This window comes from Bartonella sp. SL320 (assembly GCF_059687635.1).
On sequence record NZ_CM185143.1, the window covers coordinates 1,163,068 to 1,187,741 of the forward strand.

19 protein-coding genes and 2 pseudogenes are annotated in these 24,674 nt (G+C 36.8%); 14 read left to right on the forward strand and 7 right to left on the reverse strand.

The annotated features are described in order from the left end of the window. Positions 1-600 precede the first annotated feature (600 nt). Together hdaA and AC6ER8_RS04855 are read right to left on the reverse strand one after the other, a co-directional pair. Positions 601-1,290: a DnaA regulatory inactivator HdaA gene (gene hdaA, locus AC6ER8_RS04850; RefSeq protein WP_497077638.1), complete on the reverse strand. Its 690-nt coding sequence runs from the start codon at positions 1,288-1,290 to the stop codon at positions 601-603. Next, positions 1,287-2,497 (reverse strand): annotated as a pseudogene (locus tag AC6ER8_RS04855) (AI-2E family transporter). Before AC6ER8_RS04855 ends, hdaA begins: the two are co-directional and overlap by 4 nt. A 160-nt stretch (positions 2,498-2,657) precedes the next feature. On the opposite strand from AC6ER8_RS04855, the gene purM reads away from it, so the two are divergent. Beyond that, on the forward strand, positions 2,658-3,767 hold the full coding sequence (purM, locus tag AC6ER8_RS04860) for a phosphoribosylformylglycinamidine cyclo-ligase (protein ID WP_497077639.1): 1,110 nt from the start codon (positions 2,658-2,660) through the stop codon (positions 3,765-3,767). Next, positions 3,764-4,375, forward strand: a complete 612-nt coding sequence (gene purN, locus AC6ER8_RS04865; protein ID WP_497077640.1) for a phosphoribosylglycinamide formyltransferase — start codon at positions 3,764-3,766, stop codon at positions 4,373-4,375. Before purM ends, purN begins: the two co-directional genes overlap by 4 nt. A gap of 254 nt (positions 4,376-4,629) precedes the next feature. On the opposite strand, the gene AC6ER8_RS04870 is transcribed toward purN, so the two are convergent. After that, the gene (locus AC6ER8_RS04870; RefSeq protein WP_497077641.1) at positions 4,630-7,167 is read right to left on the reverse strand and encodes a response regulator; all 2,538 of its coding nucleotides are present in this window, start codon (positions 7,165-7,167) and stop codon (positions 4,630-4,632) included. Between the two features lie 212 nt (positions 7,168-7,379). Here AC6ER8_RS04870 and AC6ER8_RS04875 point away from each other — a divergent pair, with 212 nt between their 5' ends. Then, positions 7,380-7,856: a flagellar biosynthetic protein FliO gene (locus AC6ER8_RS04875; protein WP_497077642.1), complete on the forward strand. Its 477-nt coding sequence runs from the start codon at positions 7,380-7,382 to the stop codon at positions 7,854-7,856. Positions 7,857-7,905: 49 nt separating this feature from the next. Here AC6ER8_RS04875 and dksA read toward each other — a convergent pair whose 3' ends face one another. Continuing rightward, complete coding sequence (gene dksA / locus AC6ER8_RS04880; protein WP_497077643.1) at positions 7,906-8,322, reverse strand: RNA polymerase-binding protein DksA; 417 nt, start codon at positions 8,320-8,322, stop codon at positions 7,906-7,908. Positions 8,323-8,631: 309 nt separating this feature from the next. After that, positions 8,632-9,165: a flavin reductase gene (locus AC6ER8_RS04885; protein WP_497077644.1), complete on the reverse strand. Its 534-nt coding sequence runs from the start codon at positions 9,163-9,165 to the stop codon at positions 8,632-8,634. A gap of 145 nt (positions 9,166-9,310) precedes the next feature. Between AC6ER8_RS04885 and rpe the strand changes: the two genes are divergently transcribed. The 11 genes and pseudogenes from rpe to AC6ER8_RS04940 all read left to right on the forward strand — a co-directional run. Next, complete coding sequence (gene rpe / locus AC6ER8_RS04890) at positions 9,311-9,997, forward strand: ribulose-phosphate 3-epimerase (RefSeq protein ID WP_497077645.1); 687 nt, start codon at positions 9,311-9,313, stop codon at positions 9,995-9,997. Beyond that, on the forward strand, positions 9,997-11,304 hold the full coding sequence (gene purB / locus AC6ER8_RS04895; protein WP_497079609.1) for an adenylosuccinate lyase: 1,308 nt from the start codon (positions 9,997-9,999) through the stop codon (positions 11,302-11,304). Before rpe ends, purB begins: the two co-directional genes overlap by 1 nt. Before the next feature lie 68 nt (positions 11,305-11,372). Further along, complete coding sequence (locus tag AC6ER8_RS04900) at positions 11,373-11,921, forward strand: RBBP9/YdeN family alpha/beta hydrolase (RefSeq protein WP_497077646.1); 549 nt, start codon at positions 11,373-11,375, stop codon at positions 11,919-11,921. A gap of 171 nt (positions 11,922-12,092) precedes the next feature. Beyond that, positions 12,093-12,857: a phosphoribosylaminoimidazolesuccinocarboxamide synthase gene (gene purC / locus AC6ER8_RS04905; protein ID WP_497077647.1), complete on the forward strand. Its 765-nt coding sequence runs from the start codon at positions 12,093-12,095 to the stop codon at positions 12,855-12,857. 85 nt (positions 12,858-12,942) lie between these two features. After that, positions 12,943-13,182, forward strand: a complete 240-nt coding sequence (gene purS / locus AC6ER8_RS04910; protein ID WP_497077648.1) for a phosphoribosylformylglycinamidine synthase subunit PurS — start codon at positions 12,943-12,945, stop codon at positions 13,180-13,182. An 11-nt stretch (positions 13,183-13,193) separates the two neighbouring features. Next, positions 13,194-13,865 (forward strand): phosphoribosylformylglycinamidine synthase subunit PurQ, encoded by a 672-nt coding sequence (gene purQ, locus AC6ER8_RS04915; RefSeq protein WP_497077649.1) that lies wholly within the window; start codon positions 13,194-13,196, stop codon positions 13,863-13,865. Positions 13,866-14,159: 294 nt separating this feature from the next. Then, entirely contained in the window at positions 14,160-16,370 is a 2,211-nt protein-coding gene (gene purL / locus AC6ER8_RS04920; RefSeq protein ID WP_497077650.1) for a phosphoribosylformylglycinamidine synthase subunit PurL, read from the forward strand. Between the two features lie 58 nt (positions 16,371-16,428). Next, the gene (locus AC6ER8_RS04925; protein ID WP_142416870.1) at positions 16,429-16,662 is read left to right on the forward strand and encodes a BolA/IbaG family iron-sulfur metabolism protein; all 234 of its coding nucleotides are present in this window, start codon (positions 16,429-16,431) and stop codon (positions 16,660-16,662) included. A gap of 96 nt (positions 16,663-16,758) precedes the next feature. Continuing rightward, positions 16,759-17,091: a Grx4 family monothiol glutaredoxin gene (grxD, locus tag AC6ER8_RS04930; RefSeq protein ID WP_497074319.1), complete on the forward strand. Its 333-nt coding sequence runs from the start codon at positions 16,759-16,761 to the stop codon at positions 17,089-17,091. 72 nt (positions 17,092-17,163) lie between these two features. Further along, positions 17,164-18,420: a multidrug effflux MFS transporter gene (locus AC6ER8_RS04935; RefSeq protein WP_497077651.1), complete on the forward strand. Its 1,257-nt coding sequence runs from the start codon at positions 17,164-17,166 to the stop codon at positions 18,418-18,420. 309 nt (positions 18,421-18,729) lie between these two features. After that, positions 18,730-19,188: pseudogene (locus tag AC6ER8_RS04940) on the forward strand (integrase); the annotation flags it as partial. A 415-nt stretch (positions 19,189-19,603) separates the two neighbouring features. On the opposite strand, the gene parC reads toward AC6ER8_RS04940, so the two are convergent. After that, positions 19,604-21,853: a DNA topoisomerase IV subunit A gene (gene parC / locus AC6ER8_RS04945; RefSeq protein WP_497077652.1), complete on the reverse strand. Its 2,250-nt coding sequence runs from the start codon at positions 21,851-21,853 to the stop codon at positions 19,604-19,606. A 984-nt stretch (positions 21,854-22,837) separates the two neighbouring features. After that, positions 22,838-24,631: an aspartate--tRNA ligase gene (aspS, locus tag AC6ER8_RS04950; RefSeq protein ID WP_497077653.1), complete on the reverse strand. Its 1,794-nt coding sequence runs from the start codon at positions 24,629-24,631 to the stop codon at positions 22,838-22,840. Between the last annotated feature and the right edge of the window lie 43 nt (positions 24,632-24,674).

Here is a 24,674-nt window from a genome sequence, read left to right on the forward strand (position 1 = left end):
ATTTCTTTACAAAAAAGAATGTTTTTAAATTTTTTCCTACTCAATAACAAAAATTTATTGACAAAAATAAAAACTAATTTCCATAAAAAATATCAAACACCTCTATAAAAACTCGACAGTTTTTATTCTGATCTAAGCAATTCTCATTGTATCAGAATGCATTTTACAGATAAAATTTTAGAAAAAACGACTTAAATGTTACAAAAACTTACCCAAAGGGGATATGGTATTTTTACTGTACTCATATAAAATTCAGCTGTATTTAACTCCTTTTCCCCTTTTTCTATTCTCCCAAAGATTTAAAAACTCTAATTTTTTCATTTAGCTAAATTTGCAAATTATAAAATTTTTATTATAAACAAAACAAAGAATTTTTTAAAACATATTTTAAATACCAAAATACAAGCTTGCCAGTGATGAAAAAATATTCATCCGATAAAATCTCAAAACAATTGAAACGAAACGCATAAAAGAGTGAAAAATAATATTTTTCTATTCTTAATAGATACTACAAAAGCAGAAAATTTAAATTGACCTATTTTCCCTTATATTCAAACAATAATAGAAAGAAAAAATACGTAAAACCGTGATAAGGAGTGTTTATATTTTTTTTCTATTCAAAACTTCAGCAATCACAGCACGCGTTATTTTTCTTTTTCTTTGCAACGCTAACTGATCAACAGAATCAATAACATTCTTCAATGAAAATAAAGAACGTTCACAACGGCTAATAAGATAATAAACTGTATCTGGATGCACGATAAGCTGCCTATCGGAAAAAAGCTTAAAGGCAACAGCTGTTAACAATGCATCATCAGGCTGATTAATTTCAACGAACATCACCGAGTTAAGACGACTTTTTAGATCACTTAACTTCAAATTCCAAGTAGAAGGGAATGTCCGTGCCGTCATCAATAAAGTAGCTTGTTGTGCATTAACATTTGCTTGTTTAACGCTGTTAATTAAATGAAAAAGTTCTGTTTCATTAATTTCACCAGTATCAATATCCTCTATTAAAAATGATCTCCCTAAAGAAGCTCTAGCAACAGCTTGATCAATTTCATTGTGCTGAATCCGGAATGCATTTGCTTTTTGGAGCCATATACTCGAAAAATGCGTTTTTCCAGATCCTTTTTTTCCAACCAAAACAGCAATAGGTAAGCTCCAATTTGGCCAGTGATCAATCAACTGAAAAGCCATACGATTGCTTTGCGTTACCACTAAATCATCAAACTGAAAAATCGGCTCATAAGGAAAATTTAAAGATAATTGCGTTTCACGCCCATTCATTTTAGCGGCTCCGAATTTCCACTTTGCGAATACATCTGAGAACTAAGATAAGTATGAAGAGCAAAACGCACTAAAACGCCCACAGCTGCTGCCGCAGGAACCGCAACAAGCATACCAGTAAAGCCAAAGAGTGAAGAAAAAGCAAAAAGTGAAAACATCAACCACACGGGATGTAATCCTACCGATGAACCCACAAGTTTTGGTTGAAGGATGTACCCTTCAATAAATTGACCAATTAGAAAAAGTGCTATCACGACGATGATTCCCCCCAATTATTGGGATAAAACTGGACCCATGCAATACCAACAGAAAGAACTAAACCACTCATTGTGCCAATATAAGGAATAAAGCTAATAAGGCCAATAAACATACCAATCAAAAGACCAAAGTTGAGTCCTGCGATTGTTAAACCAATAGCATAATACCCCCCCAATATGAGACAAACAGTTCCTTGTCCACGAACAAATCCTGCAATAGCTCTATCCATTTCATGAAAAATACTACGAACGGTTTCAAGATGATCACGCGGTATTAACGAATCAATTGCTGTCACCATACGTGGCCAATCTAATAACATATAAAATGCCACTACAGGCGCGACAACAAATAGGCTAATAATATTAACAATAGACTTCCCGGATTTCAAAAGTGAATTCAAAAGAGATGTAATAAGATCAGAACCTTCTCCTAAAAATCCTTTAATATTACGCCGTAATTCATTTGGATCACTTCCAAAATAACGTCTGATCCAATCAAAATCATGCTCAACAAAAAAGGTTTGAATACGATTAATATAAACAGGTAAGCCATCACTCACAAATTGCTGTATTTGCCAACTAATGATAGGAATCAAAATAATTAAAGCAGCAACAAAGACAATAACAATAAATAAAGTAATAAGGACAGTTGCAAACACACGATGAAGACCAAATTTTTCAAGAAGTTGAACAATGGGATTAAGAAAATAAGCCAACACAATTCCTGCAACAAAAGGAAGCAAAATTGATCCAAAAATAAACATAAAAAGAATGAAAAAAATCAGTGTCCCCAGCCAAAAAAAGATTTGTCTTTTCATATTATTGGGTAACGGTAATTGAGTATATGCGGGCATATAAGTTTTATAACGGTCAGGGGATGTATTCTCACTCGCTTTCTTTTTCATAAGTTTCCAAGAAAACTGTCCGTGATTATCTGATATCTTGCTCATAAAATATCCTAAAAAAAATTCTTCACAAAAATTATAAACATCTTCAAAATAAGGTACAAGAAAAGTTGCTTATTTTCTTATTAATATCTCTTGCAGAGAAAACTCTATCATGGCATTGCATAAGGTCAAAACCTGATTTTCCATTACAAGGAAGGCTCCAATGAGCAATCAAGATCTTACAAATAATAAATCCAAGGCTGAGGACAAGTCTAAAGTTGGTCTTACCTACGCAAAAGCCGGTGTAAACATCGATATGGGTAATGCTATGGTAGAAAAAATTAAACCCTTTATCCGTGCGACAAAACGAGCCGGAGCAGATGCGGAAATTGGCGGTTTTGGTGGCCTTTTTGATTTAAAAGCAGCGGGTTTTACAGATCCTATCTTAGTTGCTGCCAATGATGGTGTAGGAACAAAACTAAAAATTGCTATTGAAGTGGGTCACCATAACACTGTAGGTATTGATCTGGTCGCTATGTGTGTCAATGATTTACTTGTACAAGGGGCAGAACCTCTCTTTTTTCTGGATTATTTTGCTACTGGAAAGCTTGACCCTGAACAAGGTGCTGCAATCGTTTCTGGTATTGCAGAGGGATGTAAACAAGCCGGTGCAGCGCTTATTGGGGGAGAAACTGCGGAAATGCCAGGAATGTATGCAGAGGGCGATTATGATCTAGCAGGTTTTGCTGTAGGGGCGTGTGAACGCAGTGCGCTACTCCCTTCAAAGAATCTGACTGAAGGCGATATTATCTTAGGTCTAAGCGCCTCGGGAATTCATTCCAATGGCTTTTCGCTTGTTCGACGAATCATCCAGCAAAATGATCTCAAATGGAATGACCCTGCCCCTTTTGCCCCCCAAAACAGTCTTGGTACAGAACTTTTGACACCAACCCGCATTTATGTGAAGTCGCTTCTTCCTATCATGCGAAAATACGAAGGAATTAAAGCTCTAGCGCATATTACGGGTGGAGGCTTTCCTGAAAATATTCCACGTGTCGTTCCCTCTTCTCTCTGCGCTGAAATTAATCTTTCTACCATTAAGGTTCCCTCCGTCTTTTCATGGATTGCCAAACAAGGTAAAATAGAAGAAACAGAAATGTTACGAACATTCAATTGTGGTATTGGCATGATCATTATCGTAGCACAGCATGTCGCTGAAATAATTACGCAAGCTCTTGAAAAAAATGGAGAGTTTGTAACTCCCCTTGGAGTTTTAACAAAACGCCAAGATCAAAATAAAGGAATACTTTATAAAGGAGTGCTGCATTTATGAAAAAACAAATTGTCGTTTTCATTTCTGGTAATGGATCCAATATGGTCGCACTTGCTCAAGCAAGTCAACAAAAAGAGTATCCTGCTAAAATCGTTGCCGTTATTTGCGATAATCCCCATGCAAATGGTATTGAAAAAGCACAACATCATAACTTACCTGTTTATATTGTTGATCGCAAAAACTACAAAACGAAAGAAGAACATGAAGAAAATATTTTCACGATTTTAAATCAATACAAACCAGATTTTCTCTGCTTTGCGGGGTATATGCGCCTTATTTCATCGCGTTTTGTAAAACTTTATGAGGGACGAATTTTAAACATTCACCCTTCTCTTTTACCTTCATTTAAAGGTTTAAATACACATGAAAGAGTTTTACAAGCAGGTGTAAAAATCACAGGTTGCACTGTTCATCTTGTTACAGAAGACATGGATGCTGGAAAAATCCTCGCCCAAGCAGCCGTTCCAGTCTATCCTGATGATACCACTGAAAACTTAGCACAAAGAGTTCTTAAAGCAGAGCATAAGCTCTACCCTGAAGCTTTAAAAACATTTATTGAAGGAAAGAGAAAAATGGTCGATACGCAACAACAGCTCGTATCCTTTTGAGGATATCAGCAATCTACAATATTTCTCAACGCCATACGTATCTGATAACTATAATAAAAAAAACGATGAAATGTTGATAGAGGAAAGCCGACTTCTTCATAAATTTTTGCATCAAATGTGCAACTTTTTTGAATTTGAATTAAATTTCAAAATTTTTCTTTTTTATTCAGTTCTTTGACATTACCATAAATTCTATTGATCAAAATACTCTCGTATTTTCCCCTAAAAAATAAATGCGCCGTTTTTTTATTGTATTATGATGAAAGTGTTTCTTTAACTGTTATAGCTAACTGTTTGAGTGTAAAAGGTTTAGATAAAAAGCCAAAAACAGCATCTTGTGGAAGATTCTTAGCAAAAGCATCTTTTGCATATCCAGAAACGAAAAGAAATTTGATATCAGGATAGAGTTTACGAACTTCCTTCAATAAAGTAGGACCATCCATTTCTGGCATCACCACATCAGAAACAATAATATCAACAGCGCCCTTTTTTTCCTCAAGAATAGAAAGAGCTTCCACCCCGCTTGCCGCTTCTAAAACCGTATATCCTCTCATTTGAAGAGCCCTTACGCCCCCCATTCTGACCGCATCCTCATCTTCAACCAATAAAACAGTCGCAGATCCTGTTAGATCTATATTCTTATCTTTCTCTTCATCTTTTTCAATCTTTTGAGAAATGTTTTCTTTTATAAGGGGGATATAACGAGGCAGAAAAATATGAAATGTTGCTCCTTCTCCCACTTTACTATCACAATAAATATACCCACCGCTTTGCTTGATAATTCCATAAACCATTGATAAACCAAGGCCTGTTCCTTTTCCAACTTCTTTGGTTGTAAAAAATGGCTCAAACATTTTTTCTTGTATAGCGGCAGATATCCCAGTTCCTGTATCTGCAATAGTTAATTGCACATACTCACCAAGTGCTAAACCAAGATGATTAAATTCAGTACTTTGTTGTTTTGTAATATTGTTTGTCGCAATCGTAACAATCCCTCCATCGACCATGGCATCACGTGCATTAATAACCAAATTCATAATCACACGCTGAAAAGATGCTTGATCAACCTCAACGCTCCACAAATCTCTTCCATGGATAATTTTTAACTGAGTATTATTCCCCAAAAGTGGTAAAATAAGATTGCGAATGTCTGATAAAAATTCTGTAAAATCAACCTCTTCAAGTCGAAGTGTTTGCTTTCTAGAAAAAGCAAGCAATTGCTGTACAAGAGCAGCAGCACGATTAGCATTATTTTTAATATTGATCAGATCAGCATGAGCAGGATCAGAACTACGATGCGTATTTAAAAGAAGATCACATGACATTAAAATTGCGGTTAAAACATTATTAAAATCATGAGCAATACCACCAGCCAATTGTCCAACAGCTTGCATCTTCTGGCTTTGCACCATTTTATCTTCAAGCGTTTTTTGTTCTGTTGTTTCAATGACAGAGATAATAACTAAATCTTCTACCGAATCACTATGATAAGACGGCATAGACATAATATGAAGTCGTAAATGGCATTCTTCATTCTTTTCTAAAACAGTTTCCAGAGAAACAAAATAATTTTTATTAATCGCAATTTTTTGAAAGGCACGCTCTAACTGCCCATAATCACGACGAGAAATAACATCATAAAAATTGATAGTTTTATTCATACATCCTGTGAGTGATGAAAAAGCATTATTCATATGAACCAATTGCCCTTCCTGATCCACCACGGCTATTGCAAAAGGGCTAGCATCAAAATATTCTTCTAATATATTCGGTAGTTTTAATTGATCATTCTCTTGTTTTTCTATTTGTTGTGGAATGATCACAATGCGATAAATGGCTTCCTCCTCTAACAAAGAAGAAGCAGATATAAAACAATGGAATATTTTCTCACCAATCGTTTGCGAATTTAAACACAACGAAAAACTATAAGGTAAAGAATAACCTAAACTTTGATATCGATTGATTTGCAAACAAATATCATTCCATGAGATCTGCGCGCCAGCGCTCTCCAATAACGAATCAAAATGATATTGACCTACGGTAAAATTTGCTAAATCAATTGAAAACCATTCGGCAAAAACCGCATTCGCATAAAGAAGTGTACCTCGTGTATTAACGGACACAAAACTAACAGGTGCTTGGTCTAAATGATTAATCGCCTCTTGAAGGTTTGAGAAAAAAACTTCTTGGGTGTGTTGTAAATGCGAAATATCGCTAATGCGCCAAAATAAAAGCTTTTTTTTCTGTTTTGTAATTGGTTGAACAGAAATGTTATACCAAACAGATTTTTTTTGTGTAGAATCAGTAAAAATTGGTTGCTCTACTCTTAATTCTTCTTGTGCAGCAAAGTTATTACAGGCTGCAACTTTTAAGCGATAGGCAAGTGCCCCCGCTCCTGGAAGATCAGCAATAACCCTATAACAAGACCCCTCAGGCTTATAGGTCAGAATTTTTTGATAGTTTTGATTAGAATAATAAACAAAACCAGAAAGATCAGAGATTACAATTGCATCATCGCTCTTATTAAAGATGCTAAAATCAAAATCTTCATGCAACCATAATGCATGGTATCTTAAAATTCCCATCACACTTAAAATAACTGTTGCAACACCAATAATTGCTAGAATTAAAAGAAATGCCAACGTAGCCTTTTGTAAATAACCTTGTGGATAAAAAAAATCTAAAATGCCCACGATAAAGAAGAAAACGAAGATAAAAACAACACCCCAAATAGCAACTCTCCGATGAAAAGAAGATGCTGACTTTTCATTATTCTCAAAACCTTTATCCATCTCTCTCATTGCCTCAGATTATAGCTGTTTCTTATACTAAGGAATTCCTTTATATTCATTGTTATAAAATATATACTATGATATTATCCTTTTAAGAAAGCTCACTTAGTTAAAAAGTTTATTTCTTGTCTTGTAAGTGAACCTTTAAGGGTATGTGTGTTAATTTATCTCAATAAAAAATGATATTTCCATACCGAAATGGGAGAAATTTTATGGTTAGCTGGTTATCAGACCAAATAGGTGTATCTGCTGCAAACATAACGATAAGCTTTTTATTTTTTATAATAACAATCGCAGCTATTACCATAATTATCTTGTTTTTACGCCGTTTAAATACAGGAAGATTTAGTATTAATAGAAAAAAAACTCCATCACGATTAGCATTATGTGAAGCAATTTCTATAGATCGAGCACGCCGCCTTGTTTTAGTGCGTTGTGATAATAAAGAACATTTGCTTCTTATTGGCGGATTAACAGATGTGGTTGTAGAATCCGATATTGCCAGCATATCCAGAAGACAAGAGAGAGAAATACATACTCATCCTACCTCTTCCCTAACAGAAAGTAACAATACGCCAGATAAAACCTCTGCTTCTTTTACGAATCAGGCGGTAAAAGATTCAGCAATCACAGCCGAAATTGAAGGAAGGCAAGAACCATCTTTGTTTATTCCTACCTCCCCAAAATAAAATATATAGTTATCGCTACAAACTTCATTTGTTTATCATTGAAGTGGTTTTAATCATCGCGATAAACTTTTTCACGTCGTTCGTGACGTTCTTGTGCTTCCAACGACAAAACAGCAATTGGCCGAGCCTCAAGACGCTTGATACTAATGGGCTCGCCGGTTTCTTCACAAAAACCATATGTCCCATTATCAATGCGCTCTAAAGCAGCGTCTATTTTTGAAATAAGTTTTCTTTGACGATCACGAGCACGTAATTCAATTGTACGATCAGTTTCAGAAGATGCCCTATCGGTCAAATCGGGCTGTCCCACATTCTCTTCTTGCAAATTTTCTAAAGTCTCACGCGCTTCTTTTAAAATATCATTCTTCCAAGAAATCAATTTAGCACGAAAATACGCCTTTTGCCGCTCATTCATAAAAGGCTCATCTTCACTAGGGCGATATTGACGATCAATCTCTTCGCTCATGCAACAAAAAACCTCCACATATGCTCTGTGCGGTCTATATATTGTGCAATCCTTATTAACACAAGGGGAAAATATTTTTTTATCACAATCTACAAGTGTATCTAAATACGCTATTTGGTCTTGATTGCTTTTTTATCTAAATTAGACTCTCGATAAAAAATCATCAGAAAAATGATTTTTCTCGTTTATTAAAAAAACTCAAAAAGAAAAAAAATTAAATATTGTCGCCATCTTATCGCCACCTCATCATTGTACTAAAATGTAAATGAAGCAACGCATTATTTAACCCATACGAAAAAAATAAAATCTTTATAAAGGCAAAGTGTGATATCCACGTTTTAAATACATCAAGGCATCTTTTTCTTGACTACGGTTGATTGCAACAACTTCACCAATCAATACATAGTGGGTTGCGTGTTCGTGCCAACAAATCAAACGGCAATCAAAAGACGCTAAAGCGTCTGAAAGACTAGGCGCTCCCGTTTGCAAAGTTCCCCATTGTGCAAAATCAAAACGCTCATTTTGTGTAACATTGCAACGCCTTGAAAAGGCATCCGCTAATGGACGATGTTTGCCAGCCAAGCTATTAACACAAAAAATTCCATTCTCCATAAAAACATGATTCTTTAGATTATGGCGCATGAGACAAACAAGAAGTGTTGGAGGATTATCTGATAGAGAACAACAAGCCGAAACCGTTACTCCGCGCTTTCCTTTAATGCCATCTGTTGTCACAATATGCACAGCGCCTGCAAAATGGCTCATAGCATCTCGATATTCTTGCGAAGAAACGGTAATATTATCTTGAAGTTCAGGCATCAAACGTGTTTTATGATTCGACATATCTTTCACTTATCAAACTTTAAAATTTCAAGCGATCTTTCCATCAAAGAGATCTATATACATATTTTTTCTTTTCCGTCATAACACAAAAGATATTTGTGTATACACAGCGACATGATAAAAACAGCCAATCAAGGAGATTTTTATGCCCCATTCTTATCTCATTTCACCTTCACTCTTGGCTTCTGATTTTTCTAAACTTGGACAAGAAATATTAGATGTTATTGATGCTGGTGCAGATTGGCTCCATCTTGATATTATGGATGGGCACTTTGTTCCTAACATCACCTTTGGTCCTGAAATTATCAAAGCACTGCGCCCATTAACCAAAGCAGTCTTTGATGTCCACCTGATGATCAAACCTGTTGATCCTTATTTGGAAGCTTTTGCAAAAGCTGGCGCAGATATTATAACGATTCATGCTGAAGCAAGTCCCCATCTTCATCGTTCACTCCAAACAATCAAGGCAATGGGTAAAAAAGCAGGAATTGCACTTAATCCAAGCACCCCTGAACATGTCCTTGAATATTTGCTTGATCAATTAGATCTCATCCTCATCATGACAGTCAATCCCGGTTTTGGTGGACAAAACTTCATCCCAGAAATAAAAGACAAAATTAAGCGTGTTAAAAGCATGATTGCCAACCGCCCTATTGATCTTGAAGTTGATGGTGGTATTACCGTTGATACGATTGGAATAACTGCAAAAGCTGGTGCAAATGTATTTGTCGCAGGCTCTGCAATTTATAAAAACGGAAACAAAGAGCTTTACAAAACACGCATAAGTGCATTGCGCCAAGCCGCAATCCTCTCACAACAAGGAAAAAAATGATGATCCCACGTTATTCTCGCCCTGAAATGGTCGCAATTTGGTCTCCCGAAACGAAATATCGTATTTGGTTTGAAATTGAAGCCCATGCCTGTGATGCCCTAGCTGAATTGGGGATTATTCCGAAAGAAGCCGCCAAAGTTATTTGGGAAAAAGGAGCAGCCGCTAAATTTGATGTTAATCGCATTGATGAAATTGAAGCAATTACCAAACATGATGTTATCGCATTTCTAACCCATCTTGCTGAATTTATTGGACCAGAAGCACGTTTTATCCATCAAGGTATGACCTCATCTGATGTTCTCGATACAACACTAAGCATTCAATTGATGCGTGCGAGTGATATTTTACTCAAGGATATAGACCAACTTCTTAAAGCCTTAAAAAGACGTGCTTTTGAGCATAAAGAGACCATTACCATTGGACGCAGTCATGGCATTCATGCTGAACCAACAACATTTGGAGTCAAATTTGCTCTCGCATATGCTGAATTTTCCCGTTGTCGCAAACGTCTTCTTACAGCACGCGAAGAAATTTCTACTTGCGCAATTTCAGGTGCTGTAGGAACTTTTGCCAATATCGATCCACGCGTTGAAGAACATGTCGCAAAAGCCTTGGGGATGCGTGCTGAACCCGTTTCCACCCAAGTCATACCGCGGGATCGTCATGCGATGTTTTTTGCAACACTTGGTGTTATTGCATCCTCTATTGAAAGGTTAGCGATAGAAATACGCCATTTACAACGAACGGAAGTTCTTGAAGCAGAAGAGCACTTCTCACCGGGCCAAAAAGGGTCATCGGCAATGCCTCATAAACGTAATCCCGTTTTAACAGAAAATTTAACAGGATTAGCCCGTATGGTCCGTGCATTTGCACTCCCTGCTATGGAAAATGTCGCCCTTTGGCATGAACGTGATATTTCTCACTCATCTGTTGAGCGTTATATTGGTCCTGATGCAACGATTACACTTGATTTTGCTCTTTCTCGCCTCACATCTGTCATTGAGAATCTCATTGTCTATCCAGAAAATATGCAAAAAAATCTCAATAAATTCCGAGGACTTGTTCACTCACAACGGGTACTTTTAGCACTTACACAAGCAGGAATCAGTCGCGAAGATTCGTATCGGATTGTACAACGAAATGCGATGAAGGTTTGGGAACAAGGAAAAGACTTTTTAGAAGAACTGCTCCATGATCAAGAGGTTACCAATGCTTTAAGTGAAGCAGAGATTCGAGAAAAATTTGACCTTTCTTACCATACCAAACATATCAATACGATTTTTAAACGTGTTTTTGAACAACAATAAAGCGACATAGAAATCCTAAATCTTATTCTATTGACGATCAAAATCTATTGTAAAAAAGAAAACAACCCATGAAAGCAAATCAACTCGATATTCTTATTGTTCCAGGCTACAAAGGATCTGGTCCTGATCATTGGCAAACACGCTGGGAAAAAAAATTATCGACAGCCCGTCGCATAGAACAAGCCCATTGGTCAAAACCTGTTTGTGAAGATTGGGTTAATGCAGTTAAAACTGGCATAGCACAAGCGCAAAGACCTGTTATGATTATTGCTCATTCATTAGGCGTTCCTACCGCACTTCATGCAACTGTACAAAATACAGAAAAAATTTGTGGTGCTTTCTTTGTTGCACCTCCAGATGTCTCCAATGAAAAAATACGTCCCAAACATTTAATGACATTTGGCCCCTATCATCGTCAAAAATTGCCTTTTCCTTCCATTGTCATCGCCAGCCGCAACGATGAATTTTGTCAATTTTCCGTAGCAGAAAAAATTGCCAATGATTGGGGTGCACTCCTTGTTGATGCTGGCTATTCTGGCCACATTAACGCAGAATCTGGACACGGACCTTGGCCTGAAGGACTTATGGTCCTCTCTCACTTTCTTGCAAAAATTTAATCTAAAAGAGGGGATCTTTTTTTCATCGCCTCTGAAACTCCACCTTTGAATAGATGTATCATGACAAAAATTATAAAAGTATTATAGCAATATCATTGAGAATTTCTATCAATTAGGATAGTATCACTTATTAATGTTATTAAAACCTCTCAAGATAACCAGAGAAGCGTAATGAATCGTCGCCACCGTATTTATGAAGGCAAGGCCAAAATTTTATATGAAGGACCTGAACCAGGAACGTATATTCAATTTTTTAAAGATGATGCTACGGCCTTTAATGCAAAAAAACATGAAATTATTGATGGAAAAGGGGTTTTAAACAACCGAATTTCAGAACATATTTTTAGCCACCTTGGACGTTTGGGTATCCCAACACATTTTATCAAACGCATAAATATGCGCGAACAGCTTATTAAAGCAGTAGAAATCATTCCATTGGAAGTTGTTGTTCGAAATGTTGCGGCTGGCTCTCTTGCTAAGCGTTTAGGACTGGAAGAAGGAACCCCACTTCCACAATCTATCATCGAATTCTACTATAAAAATGATTCTCTTGATGATCCTATGGTAACAGAAGAACATATCACGGCTTTTGGGTGGGCAGTTCCGCAAGAGCTCGAAGATATCATGCAACTTTCAATTCGTATTAACGATTTTCTTTCTGGGCTTTTTGCCGGCGTAAACATCCAATTGGTTGATTTTAAAATGGAATTTGGCCGCCTGTGGGAAGATGAAACAATGCGCATTGTCCTTGCTGATGAAATTTCACCTGATTCTGCACGATTGTGGGATATGCAAACACGAGAAAAAATGGATAAAGATCGTTTTCGTCGCGATATGGGGGGGCTTATTAATGCCTATCAAGAGGTTGCCAAACGCCTTGGTATTATGAATGAAAATGAACCAATTCGACCAAGTGGTCCCGTCCTCGTAAAATAAAAACCTCGTCAAGATAAAAATAATATCATCTTTTATCAATACACCTCTTCAAGGAAGAGGTTCTTTTAAGAACAGGAAGTAAAAAATGAAAGCACGCATTACAGTTACTTTAAAGGAAAGCGTCCTTGATCCACAAGGAGAAGCAATTGTTGGTGCTTTAAAAAGTTTAGCCTTCGAAGGTATTCATTCTATTCGTCAAGGAAAAGTTTTTGACATTGTCCTTGATGATCAACCCTCTCGAACTGCAAAGAAAAAGCTTGAGCAGATGTGTGAAGAGTTACTCGCAAATACTGTCATTGAAAATTATACTATCGAACTTCTTTAAATGGAACGCTCATGAAAACTGCCATCATTCAATTTCCTGGATTAAATCGTGACCGAGATATGGTTGCAGCATTGCATCATATAACAGGAGTTGAGCCACTCAAAATTTGGCAAACAGAAACAACAATTCCAGATGTAGATGTTATTATTATTCCTGGTGGTTTTTCTTATGGTGACTATTTAAGATGTGGTGCTATCGGAGCGCGAACCCCCATTTTAAAAGCCGTTCGTGAAAAAGCACAAAAAGGTGTTACAATAATAGGCATTTGTAATGGATTTCAAATTTTGGCGGAAGCTGGATTGTTACCTGGAACTTTAATGCGTAATGCTTCCTTAAAATTTGTTTGCCGTGAAGTCAAACTTGAAGTCGTTAACGCCAAGACAAAATTTTCTCAATATTATTCTAAAGGACAAATTATTCGTTGTCCTGTTGCTCACCACGATGGAAATTATTTTGTTGATAATGAAACATTAAAACAGATGGAAGACAATGAACAAATTGTTTTTCGTTATGCAGAAAATACAAATCCTAATGGCTCGATAAAAGATATTGCTGGTATTGTTAATAAAGCTGGTAATATTCTTGGCATGATGCCCCATCCTGAAAACCTTATTGAACCCGCCCATGGAGGAATTGACGGTCGTTTACTTTTTCAAAGTGTTTTAGAATTGGTTAATGACTGATGCTACAAAAATCTTTCTTCTCTATAATTGTAAAAACAAGGATCTATATCATTTTTTACGTCACAAATTTATGAGCGAAGTTCTTTATAAACAACAATGGATATTATTCTCTAAACACATCATTATTTAAAATTGTTTTTGGTTTTTAAATCCACCCAACAAAACGAACAAAATCTTCAGCTTATGTTCTTATGAACATTTTTATTATTAAACTACATAGTTTTCCATAATCTAAGCTGCTAGATTAAAAAAATTAAAATGCTAAATTTCGATTAATTTGACGGATAAATACTCATGAATCCTTGCAATAACATCACGATTACCCCAGAGCTCATTGCACAACACGGCCTAAAAGAGGATGAATATCAACGTATCCTAACATTAATTGGTCGAGAACCAACATTTACTGAATTGGGAATTTTTTCTGCAATGTGGAACGAACATTGCTCCTATAAATCCTCTAAAAAATGGCTCAGAACGCTTCCAACAGAGGGAAAGTGCGTCATTCAAGGACCTGGTGAAAATGCTGGTGTTGTCGATATTGGTGAAGGTCAATGTGTTGTTTTTAAAATGGAAAGTCATAATCATCCTTCTTATATTGAACCTTATCAAGGAGCTGCAACAGGTGTTGGTGGTATTTTACGTGATGTCTTTACAATGGGCGCCCGTCCTGTTGCTGCTATGAATGCATTGCGTTTTGGTGCCCCTCAACACCCCCGCACACGCCATCTTGTTGCTGGTGTTGTTTCTGGAATTGGTGGTTATAGCAATTCTTTCGGTGTTCCAACGGTTGGTGGAGAGACTAATTTTGATGCGCGCTATAATGGTAATATCCTTGTTAACGCTTTTGTCGCTGGTATTGCAAAGACAGATGCTCTTTTTTATTCTAAAGCACAAGGTGTAGGACTCCCTGTGGTTTATCTTGGTGCAAAAACAGGGCGCGATGGTGTCGGTGGAGCCACAATGGCTTCTGCTGAATTTGATGATTCAATCAGTGAGAAACGTCCAACTGTTCAAGTTGGTGATCCTTTTACAGAAAAATGTCTTCTTGAAGCCTGTTTGGAGCTCATGGAGCTTGGCGCTGTGGTTGCTATTCAAGATATGGGGGCTGCAGGACTTACCTCTTCTGCTGTTGAAATGGGTGCCAAAGGAAATCTAGGAATACAGCTTAATCTCGATACCGTTCCGGTTCGTGAAGAAAACATGACAGCCTATGAAATGATGCTTTCTGAAAGTCAAGAGCGTATGCTCATGGTTCTTAAACCGGAGCTAGAAAAGCAAGCAGCAGCTATTTTTCATAAGTGGGGGCTCCATTTTTCTATCATTGGAAAAACAACCGATGATTTACGTTTCCGTGTATTTCATCAAGGAGAAGAAGTTGTCAATCTTCCGATCAAAGAACTTGGTGATGAAGCCCCTGTTTATGATCGTCCTTGGAGTGAACCTGCAAAAAAAACAGTCCTAAAAGCAGAAGACTTTAAAAAAGTTGAGAATCTTGGTGATGCACTTTTGTCCTTATTGAATTCTGCTGATCAAAGTTCAAAGCGATGGATTTATGAACAATATGATACTCTTATCCAAGGAAATAGCCTTATTTGTCCCGGAGGTGATGCAGGCGTTATCCGTATCAACAATCAGAGTAAACGTGCTCTTGCTTTTTCTTCTGATGTAACACCCCGCTATTGTGAAGCAGACCCTTATGAAGGAGGAAAGCAAGCTGTCGCAGAATGCTGGCGAAATATTAGCGCGACAGGTGCAACACCACTGGCTGCGACAGATAATCTCAATTTTGGGAATCCTGAGAAACCTGAAATTATGGGACAACTGGTTTTTGCAATTAAAGGCATCGGAGAAGCTTGCAGAAGCCTCGACTTTCCTATCGTTTCCGGTAATGTTTCTCTTTATAATGAAACAAATGGGAAAGCTATTCTTCCCACTCCCACAATTGCTGGTGTAGGCCTTCTGAGTGACTGGTCTAAAATGGTAACAATAAGTGGTATGCAAAATGGAGATAGTCTCATTTTAGTGGGAAATTGTGGCTCTCATTTAGGACAATCAATCTATGCCCGTGACATTTTAAATATTGATGCTGGTGCCCCTCCTCCCGTTGATTTGCAACTTGAGAAAAAGCATGGTCAATTTGTCCGAGATGTCATTCATAGCGGTTTTGTTCATGCTGCTCATGACATTTCTGATGGGGGATTAGCAATTGCACTAGCAGAAATGGTGATTAAAGCAAGAAAAGGAATCAAGGTAAAACTAAGCCATAAATCGCCTCACCATGCGGAACTTTTTGGAGAAGACCAAGGACGTTATCTTTTAGCCGTTAAACCTGATGCACTCAACAGTCTTAAAGAGCATGCACAAACCCATGACGTTTCGATAATAGAGCTAGGCCAAGTTAAAGGAGATTCGCTTGATATAGAGGGGATATTCACACTTTCGATAGACACGCTTACACAAGCCTATGAGAACTGGTTTTCACAATTTATGGGTGAAGCGTAAAAAATCTATTCTTTTAAAAAAGCTCTTACAAAAAAATGAACAACATAGGAGAATAATGATGGCAATGAGTGCCCATGCAATTGAAACACTTATTCGTGAAGGTATTCCCGATGCTACTGTAATAATTCGTGATCTTGCTGGCGATGGTGAACATTATGCTGCAGAAGTTATTTCTGAAAGTTTTCGTGGTAAAACCCGTGTTCAGCAACATAAAATGGTCTATGATGCCCTTAAAGGTAATATGGGAAATGACCTTCACGCCTTAATGTTGCAAACGAATATTCCTAAATAAACTAAATTTCTTCTTGCATTCATTCATTCAATACGATTAAAAATAGTATAAAGATCATTACACACTTATACAAATCTGAGATATCGAGGGATAAAAATGACCACTGTTCATGATTTTATTGACAACGAAATTAAAACAAATGACGTCATTTTATTCATGAAGGGGACGCCTGACGCTCCACAATGCGGATTTTCAGGACAAGTTGTTCAAATCCTCAACTATTTAGGATTGGATTATAAAGGAATTAATATTTTGACTTCTGACGAGTTGCGTCAAGGGATCAAAGATTACTCAAATTGGCCAACGATTCCACAGCTTTATATTAAAGGGGAATTCGTAGGAGGCTGTGATATTGTTAAAGAAATGTTTCAAAACAATGAGTTACAACAACTTTTGAAAGAAAAAAATATTCCCTGTAATCAATCATAGGTATCTTTCATTTTATTCAGACTCTAAAAAAAGAACTGTTTTTAGACGAAATTTTTATTTCAAGGATGCCGTATGTCATATTTAGTTGATGAACAGACGCACAGTGATGCGATTAGGAAAAAAATTGGCTATAAAGAATTTGTTATTCTTATTGCTTCACTTATGGCTATTAACGCTATAGCTGTAGACATTATGTTACCGGCTATGCCTAATATTTTGGAAGGCTTAAATGTTCTCAACGAAAATGATCAACATTATATCATTTCGAGTTATCTTATTAGTTATGGTATTGCCCAGATATTTTTTGGCCCAATAAGCGATCGCTATGGACGACGCAAGCTTATACTTATCGGGCTTGCTTTTTATTCATTTACGGCGATTGGCTGCGCCTTTGTAACTGATTTTTCTCTCTTACTTGTTTTGCGCATTTTGCAAGGTATTGGAGGCGCAGCTATGCGCGTTCTTACAGTTTCTGTTGTACGTGATCTCTACAGTGGTCGAAAAATGGCAGAAGTCATGTCTATTGTTATGATGGTTTTTCTTGTTGCCCCAATGGTTGGCCCCGCAGCAGGGCAGATCATTTTACTGCTCGGACACTGGCAATTTATTTTTGTGTTCATGGCGCTGGTTGGTTTTGGGTTGATAATTTGGATATTATTTCGCTTACCTGAAACACTTCACGAGCAACGCCCTCTTTCTTTTTCTTCCATAAAACACAATTTATGGGTTGTTATGACAAATCGTACAACACTTTGCTACACACTCGCAGCGTCCATCATTTTAGGTTGTATTTTTATTGCTGTTAATACATCACAACAAACCTATGAAGGAATTTATAATTTAGGTTTTTGGTTTCCAGTAGCATTTGCTATTGGTGCTGCATTTCAAGCTTTCTCATCATTCATGAATTCTAAACTTGTCGGACGTCTTGGAATGCGACGTATTGCACATACGATGCTTTTGCTCTTTTGTGCCACTTCATGCATTTGGCTTATTGGCTCCATTTTAGCAAATGGTGTTCTTCCTTTTCCTTTTTATATGGTATTATATTGTATATTAATGTTTGCCTGCGGTGGTCTTATGGCTAATTTCAATACTCTCGCTCTCGAATCCGTAGGCGAGATTGCTGGTACAGCTTCTTCTGTATCTGGCTTTCTTCAAACTTCTATCGGTGCAGGATTGAGCTTTTTTATTGCCCAACAATTTGATGAAACAACTATCCCAAACTCAGCAGGATTTTTCTTTCTCAGTCTTGTTGCCATCCTTCTTGTCTTATGGGCTGAACGTGGTCATCTCTTTAGGCAATATCACCATAATCCTAACGAATAAATATGCTTAAGAGAAGATTAGTACCATTTCTCTTAATAAACAAAGCTATGCTTATTAAACAAAATGGAATGTTTTCAAATAAAATACTCTTGTATTATTCATCCATATATTTTTTAAGATACACTTCTTAAAGTATCAAGATATTGATTTATAATGATAATTTATCGTTATTCATATTAAATTAGAGATCCGAATCCCGTAAGATTCTCTCATTTCAAATTTGTTTATCTTGAATCCATCAAAACCATTCTCTTACACGTCAAAAGTGGTGCTGGTGTGTGGGTAAAATTGTATAAGAAGAGACTAAAAATAGCTCTTATGAACCGTTTTAAGTTCCAAGGTTTGGTAGCAAAAATTCTAAAGCTAGAAAATAGTGTGATGTTGCCTGCTTTGCTCCTTCACAAGCGTAAAAACGCAGGGGCTCAATGGATTTATCGGTATACTATTCACAGGTGTCGCTGCGAAATGGGATTGAGAGCGTTGCGAGATGTTTTTTTTTAAACAAGCGTGTGAATGGTTCTCTGTTTTTTTCTAAGGACGTGCCCCCATTAAAAACACAATAAACAAAAGCGTGAGACAATAGGTAATCTCCATTATTAAAAAAATATTGCTCTGGATGCTTTTGAAAGCCGGAAAACCGAATTAAAAGGTGATGATAAAAATAATCATTGTTTTTTACTATTATGCTTTCATATTCTTTCCAAATTAGCTTGCCTCTCCGTCTCGGAGATTACACAAACAGACATACGCAATACACTTACCCTTATTTAGATACAAAAACATCAAATCACTTCACAACAGTACTCATGAATAATGTAATGGTAAAACAATAAAGTGTATAAAAATGGTTCCGATCATCCTCACACTTATAAAGCGTATAAACCTTTTGCGTCTATTTAAGTTTTTAGTGTTACGATAGTTTTTGGGACTTTAAATAATGCATAAAAGACACTTTTAATGCTTTTCTTTATAATTTGTTATTTATACACTAATCTGCTTGTGATGTGCAAATACATCACTTTGTTTATTTCAACATGAACAAAGTTGAAATAAGTCAACAATAAAGCATTTCATTTAATATAAATAATATTTTAATTATTCTTATAACTCAATTAGTTATCGTATAGCAAAAACACGTAGCATTTTACGCTTTTATAGGCTTGGCATAAAAGCGTTCTATCCTTTAATTGATAAATTTACCCGATTTTGGAAATCCTTTTGGTACCAGACGCCCAACACCCGCACGTGTTCCCATCCATTCAATGAGATCATCCGCTTGACGGTTAAAGATTCGTTCAGCGCTATCTTGCCAACTTAAGCCTTCTGATAAATTAAAAGTCTTGGCATCAATAATGCCACCCTCTTTGTAACGTTGTAGGCGAACCCCTTTACCACGATTCATTTCTGGTATTTGTTCAATAGAAAAAATAAGCATTTTGCGGTTTTCACCAACCACGGCAACATGATCACCATTGACCGGAACACAAAGCTTGACCTCATCAGAAGATTTTACATTCATCACTTGTTTTCCTTTTCGTGTATTCGCAATTACTTCTGAAGCAGGAACGATAAAGCCATTACCTTGAGATGAAACCAGGAGCAATTTTTCTTCTGCATGATGCACAAAAGCTGTAAGAACATCATGCTCATCATCCATATCCACTAAAAGACGAATAGGTTCACCATGTCCCCGCCCTCCAGGTAAGCTATTTGCACTAAGTGCGAAAAACTTTCCCCCAGTACTTATTAGCACAATCTTATCGGTCGTAAATGCGGGAAATGCTAACTTTAAACTATCTCCTTCTTTAAAAGATAGCGCTTTGTAATCGTTCAAATGTCCCTTCAAAGCACGCATCCACCCCTTTTCAGAAATAACAATAGTAACCGGTTCTTTTTCGATCATTGCTTGTTGAATATCGTCAAGATCATGTCTTGGTGCTTCTTCAAATGTTGTCCGTCTTTTTCCTAAGAGTGTTTCAGGACCAAATGTATTTCGAACTTTTTTGATCTCTTCTGAAATGATTTTCCATTGTTTTGTAGGAGAGGATAACAAATTCTGTAGTTTTTCTTTTTCACCCTTAAGCATTTCAAATTCCTTACGAATTTCAAATTCTTCAAGCTTTCGTAAAGAACGCAAGCGCATATTAAGAATAGCTTCCGCTTGATTTTCTGTTAATTCAAAACGATTAATCAGCTTGCTTTTCGGATCATTCTCTTCACGAATAATCTGAATGACCTCATCAAGATTCAAATAAGCAATAAGATAGCCATGAAGAATTTCCAATCGGGCATCAATTTGATCAAGCCGATAATGAGAACGTCGAATAAGCACTTCTTGACGATGTTCAAGCCATTGCTGCAAACTTTCTCGCAACGAGAGAACATTGGGTATTTTTCCCAAAGATAAAACATTAAGATTAAGAGGAAATCGTACTTCAAAATCAGTCAATTTAAAAAGGGATTCCATAAGAAGTTCAGGATCAACCGACCGATTTTTGGGAACAAGCACAATGCGGATATCTTCTGCTGATTCATCTTGAATATCCTCAAGCATTGGTAAACGTCGTGCAAGCAATAATTCTGCCGTTTTTTCAATAAGGCGTGACTTTTGAACTTGGTAGGGAATTTCAGTCACAACAATCACATAAGAACCTCGGCTACCAGTTTCCTGATGCCAACGTGAACGCAATCGAAAGAAACCCCGCCCGATACGATAAGATTCCTCAATACTCTTTTTAGGTTCAACCAAAATACCACCGGTTGGAAAATCAGGTCCCAGCACAAATTGATTTAAATCCTCATCACGCGTATCGGGGTGTGCAATCAAATGCAGCGCCGCATCACAGAGCTCAGAAACATTGTGAGGAGGAATAGACGTTGCCATACCAACAGCAATACCTGAAGAACCATTGGCTAAAAGATTAGGAAAAGCCCCTGGTAGCACAACAGGCTCTTCATCTTCTTCATTATAGGTCAAACGAAAATCAATAGCATTTTCATTAATTCCCTCAAGCAACAATGCAGCTACTTCAGTCATGCGTGCTTCCGTATAACGCATAGCCGCAGCATTATCACCATCAATATTGCCAAAATTGCCTTGTCCATCAACCAACGGATAACGAACCGCAAAGCTTTGAGCCAAACGCACCAAAGCATCATAAATAGATGCATCCCCATGAGGATGAAACTTTCCCATGACATCACCGACAATCCGTGCACATTTTGCATAAGAATGTCCAGGATTCAGTTTGAGAAGACGCATCGCATGAACAATCCGCCGATGCACAGGTTTCAATCCATCACGCACATCAGGCAATGCACGATGCGTAATCGTAGAAAGTGCATAAGCCAAATAACGTTCTTGTAAAGCAGATCGTAATTCTATTGGTTCAATATGTTCTTTATCAAAAGGTAAATTCATTTTATCAGACATAGTATTAGAATAACAATTCCCACAATAATAAGAAATTATTTTGTAGGATTTATTTCATGAAAACTTTTATGAGTCTAATTTTTTATTAAAAGTCAACGATATAAAAATAAACATTGCAATTAAAACATGAACAGAAAATTATATCAATTTGAAAAACTTATACATGTTTTTCCCCTTTTCCTAAACGATATATGAAAACATTTCATGCATTATCAAAAGCTTCTTTCAATATCCTCTTTAAGGGATAAAAATAAAATATTTTCATTGTTAAGGAAAGCAAAAAGCATTTCAAAATAAATAAAAATCTAAAAAAATGCCATTATTTAGTTGATATGTCTAAGAAAAATGCAAGCATGACATAACTTTTTAAAGCGATATGAAATAAATTTTCCTAGTTTTTCTAAAATTGAATCTATAGGATAAAAAAGTGCAGTATTCCCATAAAAACGAAAAGACATTTTTTCTTTTATGACATTGTAAAAACTTTAATAAATTATAACTAATATATTGATATATAAAGATATTTTATAACTTAAACGAGACTTCTAAATATTATAAAGTTTTTTCATTTCCAATTTATTCATGATAACTCAATCATTATCATTTTCTTGCTTATCAAAAGATAAGAGCGACTATCCAAGCAAGAAATAAAAATACTGAAACCATTTGCATACAAAAATTTTCAGAAACATTAAAACCTAGAAGGCAGAATGACGGCTTACCCTTTTATTTAATAAAGATTATGCTAAATAATGGCTCTTATAGCAGTCATGAGTTAAGCTATATCCTTCACGAGTAAACATCGTAAAATGAGAGCAACTGCATTGTGAGGCATTTTTTTAGAAACCATGCCTCTTGAAGCATTAACAACAATAGCATTCTTTTTCCTCTCTAAATCCAGCACCTATGCCCTTTAGAATCATCAAAGAGACGCATCAAAACTCACGCTACGGAAAAGGGACGATAACAATTCATCAATCAATTTTATGAATTGTTTTTTTGAGGAGGAGCAATGCGAATTCCTAAATCACGTAATTGTGTAGACGAAACATCAGACGGCGCACTCATCAAAAGATCAAGCGCCTGTTGATTCATAGGAAATAAAGCAACTTCACGTAAATTTTTAACACCTTGCAATAGCATAATGATGCGATCTATTCCTGCAGCCATACCACCATGGGGGGGAGCCCCATAATGGAATGCGCGATAAAGAGCACCAAAACGATCTTGCACAACGTCCTTAGAAAGCCCTACAAGTTCAAAAACTTTAAGCATCATTTCTGGTAAGTGATTACGAATCCCACCAGATGCAATCTCATAACCATTACAAACAAGATCATACTGAAAAGCTTTAAGCGTAAGAGGATCTTGACACTCAAGAGCATTTTCCCCTCCTTGTGGCATGGAAAAAGGATTATGGGAAAAATCAATCTTTTTTTCATCTTCATTCCATTCAAAAAATGGAAAATCAACAATCCACGCTAAAGAAAAACTCTCTCTATCGACAAGGTTTAATTCTTCCCCTATCCGTATACGGGCTGCTCCAGCAAAAGATGCAAATTTCTTTGGATCTCCTGCGACAAAAAAACAAGCATCACCACTTTCAAGGCCAAGTTGTATACGAATTTCTTCAGTTCTCTGCTCACCGAGATTTTTGGCAATAGGCCCTGCTCCTTCAAACTTTCCTTCTTCTTCGCGCCAGAAAATATACCCGAGCCCTGGTTGCCCCTCGCCTTGTGCCCATCCATTCATCCGATCACAAAAAGCACGGCTTCCACCTGTTTTAGCCGGAATAGCCCATACTTGCGCATTCTTATCATTTGCTAAAATCTGAGCAAAAACTTTGAAACCAGAATTATTAAAATGCTGAGAAACATCCTCCATAATGATCGGATTGCGTAAATCAGGTTTATCAGAACCGTATTTACGCATTGCTTCATCATAAGGAATGCGAGGAAAGTTTTGTGTTACCTTTTTTCCATCTGCAAATTCTTCAAAAATAGAACGCATAATGGGTTCCATCGTTGCTAAAACATCTTCTTGTTCAACAAAACTCATTTCAACATCTAATTGATAAAACTCACCAGCAAAACGGTCGGCCCGTGGATCTTCATCTCTAAAACATGGCGCAATTTGAAAATAACGATCAAAGCCTGACATCATCAACAACTGTTTATATTGCTGTGGCGCTTGCGGTAGTGCATAAAATTTTCCCTGATGGACACGACTTGGAACCAAAAAATCACGCGCCCCTTCTGGTGATGAGGCTGTCAAAAGCGGTGTTGTAAATTCCGTAAAACCATTATTTTGCATAGCCCGTCTCATAGCCGCAATAATTTCAGTCCGACGCATGATATTTTTGTGCATCGTTTCTCGACGCAAATCAAGAAAACGATATTTTAATCGAATATCTTCTGGATAATCAGGCTCACCAAAAACTGGTAAAGGAAGCTCTTCAGATTTTGAAAGAATTTCGACCTCTTGTGCAAAAATCTCAATCTCACCTGTTGGAAGCGTTGCATTAATAACCTCATCAGAACGTGCACACACCTCTCCATCCACACGAATAACCCATTCAGAACGCACTTTTTCAATAACTTTAAAAGCTGGTGAAGCAGGGTCCGCAACAATTTGTGTGATTCCAAAATGATCACGCAAATCCACAAAAAGAATTCCTCCATGATCACGAACACGATGAACCCATCCCGAAAGACGAACTTGTGTTCCTACATCACATCTACGAAGAGCCGCACAATGATGACTGCGATAACGGTGCATGTTTTTTTGCCTTTGATTATAATATTCACATGCGCTACAAACG

What these genes read in the sequence shown, in the direction of transcription:
- hdaA (WP_497077638.1), bottom strand. Translation starts at nt 1,290, where the DNA reads ATGAATGGGCGTGAAACGCAATTATCTTTAAATTTTCCTTATGAGCCG.
- purM (WP_497077639.1), top strand. Translation starts at nt 2,658, where the DNA reads ATGAGCAATCAAGATCTTACAAATAATAAATCCAAGGCTGAGGACAAG.
- purN (WP_497077640.1), top strand. Translation starts at nt 3,764, where the DNA reads ATGAAAAAACAAATTGTCGTTTTCATTTCTGGTAATGGATCCAATATG.
- AC6ER8_RS04870 (WP_497077641.1), bottom strand. Translation starts at nt 7,167, where the DNA reads ATGGATAAAGGTTTTGAGAATAATGAAAAGTCAGCATCTTCTTTTCAT.
- AC6ER8_RS04875 (WP_497077642.1), top strand. Translation starts at nt 7,380, where the DNA reads ATGGTTAGCTGGTTATCAGACCAAATAGGTGTATCTGCTGCAAACATA.
- dksA (WP_497077643.1), bottom strand. Translation starts at nt 8,322, where the DNA reads ATGAGCGAAGAGATTGATCGTCAATATCGCCCTAGTGAAGATGAGCCT.
- AC6ER8_RS04885 (WP_497077644.1), bottom strand. Translation starts at nt 9,165, where the DNA reads ATGTCGAATCATAAAACACGTTTGATGCCTGAACTTCAAGATAATATT.
- rpe (WP_497077645.1), top strand. Translation starts at nt 9,311, where the DNA reads ATGCCCCATTCTTATCTCATTTCACCTTCACTCTTGGCTTCTGATTTT.
- purB (WP_497079609.1), top strand. Translation starts at nt 9,997, where the DNA reads ATGATCCCACGTTATTCTCGCCCTGAAATGGTCGCAATTTGGTCTCCC.
- AC6ER8_RS04900 (WP_497077646.1), top strand. Translation starts at nt 11,373, where the DNA reads ATGAAAGCAAATCAACTCGATATTCTTATTGTTCCAGGCTACAAAGGA.
- purC (WP_497077647.1), top strand. Translation starts at nt 12,093, where the DNA reads ATGAATCGTCGCCACCGTATTTATGAAGGCAAGGCCAAAATTTTATAT.
- purS (WP_497077648.1), top strand. Translation starts at nt 12,943, where the DNA reads ATGAAAGCACGCATTACAGTTACTTTAAAGGAAAGCGTCCTTGATCCA.
- purQ (WP_497077649.1), top strand. Translation starts at nt 13,194, where the DNA reads ATGAAAACTGCCATCATTCAATTTCCTGGATTAAATCGTGACCGAGAT.
- purL (WP_497077650.1), top strand. Translation starts at nt 14,160, where the DNA reads ATGAATCCTTGCAATAACATCACGATTACCCCAGAGCTCATTGCACAA.
- AC6ER8_RS04925 (WP_142416870.1), top strand. Translation starts at nt 16,429, where the DNA reads ATGGCAATGAGTGCCCATGCAATTGAAACACTTATTCGTGAAGGTATT.
- grxD (WP_497074319.1), top strand. Translation starts at nt 16,759, where the DNA reads ATGACCACTGTTCATGATTTTATTGACAACGAAATTAAAACAAATGAC.
- AC6ER8_RS04935 (WP_497077651.1), top strand. Translation starts at nt 17,164, where the DNA reads ATGTCATATTTAGTTGATGAACAGACGCACAGTGATGCGATTAGGAAA.
- parC (WP_497077652.1), bottom strand. Translation starts at nt 21,853, where the DNA reads ATGTCTGATAAAATGAATTTACCTTTTGATAAAGAACATATTGAACCA.
- aspS (WP_497077653.1), bottom strand. Translation starts at nt 24,631, where the DNA reads ATGCACCGTTATCGCAGTCATCATTGTGCGGCTCTTCGTAGATGTGAT.